We start from the raw sequence: 1,583 nt of genomic DNA on the forward strand, positions 1-1,583 counted from the left end.
GTTCGGTCGCGGCGGTGAGCTCGCGCAGCCCGGCGACGCCGAGCGCGGGCGCGGCTTCGGGTTTGGTCGGCGTGCCGAACACCGGGCCGATGCCGAGGTAGTCGACGGTGCCGGGCGGGAACGCGGCGGTCTCGGCGAGTTCCGCGGCGTCCGAGACCGACCAGCCGATCAGCAGCTCCGGCGCGATCCGCCGGGCCCGCTCCGGCGGCACGTCGCTCTGTCCCAAGTGGACGCCGTCGGCGCCTGCCGCGAGCGCCACGTCGAGCCGGTCGTCGACCAGCAGCGGGACCGCCGGGAACTCGGCGAGTTCGGCGCGCACCGCGGTGACCAGCTCGCACAGCTGCCTGCCGGTGGCGCGCGGATCGCGGACCTGAACAACCGTCGCGCCACCGGCCACGGCTTCGCGCACCGTCCGCGGCACCCCTCTGGCACCGCACAGTTCGGTGTCGGTGACCAGGTACACGGACAGGTCGAGCCGCCCGGCGGCTTGCGGTGCATCGGCGCGAGTTGTCACGGCGGTGACGTCCCTCCGCTAGTTCGAACTAGGTCAGGTTCGACGGGTTTGCTCTCAGCCCTGGTGGGCACCCCGCGTCACTGCTCTCAAGCTAGCAAGCACGGTCAACCTGGCGAAGCGCCGTGCCGCGGAGGGTTCCGCCGGACGGCTCGACCCCGCTGTCGCATCGGTGATAATGATCACCATGTGAAACAGGATGTAGCTGATCACCTTGGGTCGAACGGACCACGACCGGCACCACCGCCCGGCCGGAACAGATGATCCGGAACGGTGCATCCGTTGCGGGACGGCTCGCATTGGCACCGCACCGGTTGCCACGCGGATGCAACCCGGCGGCTGAGCGCACCGTCTAAGGTTCGAGATCGGCCACAGGCCGCGGCAGGACGGCGCAGCGTCCGAGGAGATGTGGGGGTGGGAGCGGTGTTCCCCGATCGCGAGCACGTGTGGTGGATCGTCGGCGCAGGCGAACGCGTCCGGCACGCGATCACGGTGCGCCCGGGGGCGAGACCGGCCGGGGACCCGGTGGTCGCGCTGTGCGCGACGACGATCAAGCTCCCGCACGAGACCTGGCCCGCCAGCAAGGAGCCCAGCAGCCGCCGGATCACCGAGCGCTGCCCGGATTGCGAGCAGCGCGTCGACGAGGAACTGGCGCGCGACGACGAGCTGATGATCACCAACTGGGATTCCTGAGCGCGCTGCCGTTGAACGTCGGACGTCGTCTCGCAGTGGGGATCTCCACCTGACGCAGCGCCGCCGCGACCCCGCGCGGTGCCGACGGCGCGATCGAACTCACACCGGGCAGCCCTGATCACCTAGTGAGGCGACCCTGTGCGGCGGATTAAGGTTGGGGCAATGGAGACCACAACCGACTCCCCCCAGTTCGCCCGGTCCCGCCGCACTTCCCGGCCGGACCCGGCGCAGGTCTGGGCACCGCTGGCCGGTCTCGCCGACGCCGCGGCGCAGGCCGGGACGTCCGGGGCGGTGGCCATCACCCGCGGATTCGACCGCAACAGCAGGCAGCGCGCGAAGGCGCTGCGCGAAGCGGCCCGGGTGCTCAAGAAGGGCGGCA

The 1,583-nt window shown here is 71.4% G+C and carries 2 protein-coding genes, 1 pseudogene and 1 riboswitch; of the genes and pseudogenes, 2 read left to right on the top strand and 1 reads right to left on the bottom strand.

The genetic code is table 11. The features are described 5' to 3' along the window. A partial coding sequence (locus IJH84_RS12630) for a thiamine phosphate synthase (protein ID WP_295144394.1) occupies window positions 1–514 on the bottom strand: 514 nt, incomplete at its 3' end. After that, a riboswitch (TPP riboswitch) is annotated at window positions 508–599 on the bottom strand. Its footprint overlaps the gene before it by 7 nt. 326 nt (window positions 600–925) lie before the next feature. Between IJH84_RS12630 and IJH84_RS12635 the strand changes: the two genes are divergently transcribed. Beyond that, on the top strand, window positions 926–1,204 hold the full coding sequence (locus IJH84_RS12635) for a hypothetical protein (RefSeq protein WP_295144397.1): 279 nt from the start codon (window positions 926–928) through the stop codon (window positions 1,202–1,204). A 162-nt stretch (window positions 1,205–1,366) separates the two neighbouring features. Beyond that, window positions 1,367–1,583, top strand: a pseudogene (locus IJH84_RS12640) (hypothetical protein); the annotation flags it as partial.

Origin of the sequence: Saccharopolyspora sp. (assembly GCF_017434145.1) — a bacterium.
GTDB classification, from domain to species: Bacteria; Actinomycetota; Actinomycetes; order Mycobacteriales; family Pseudonocardiaceae; genus Saccharopolyspora_C; species Saccharopolyspora_C galaxeae.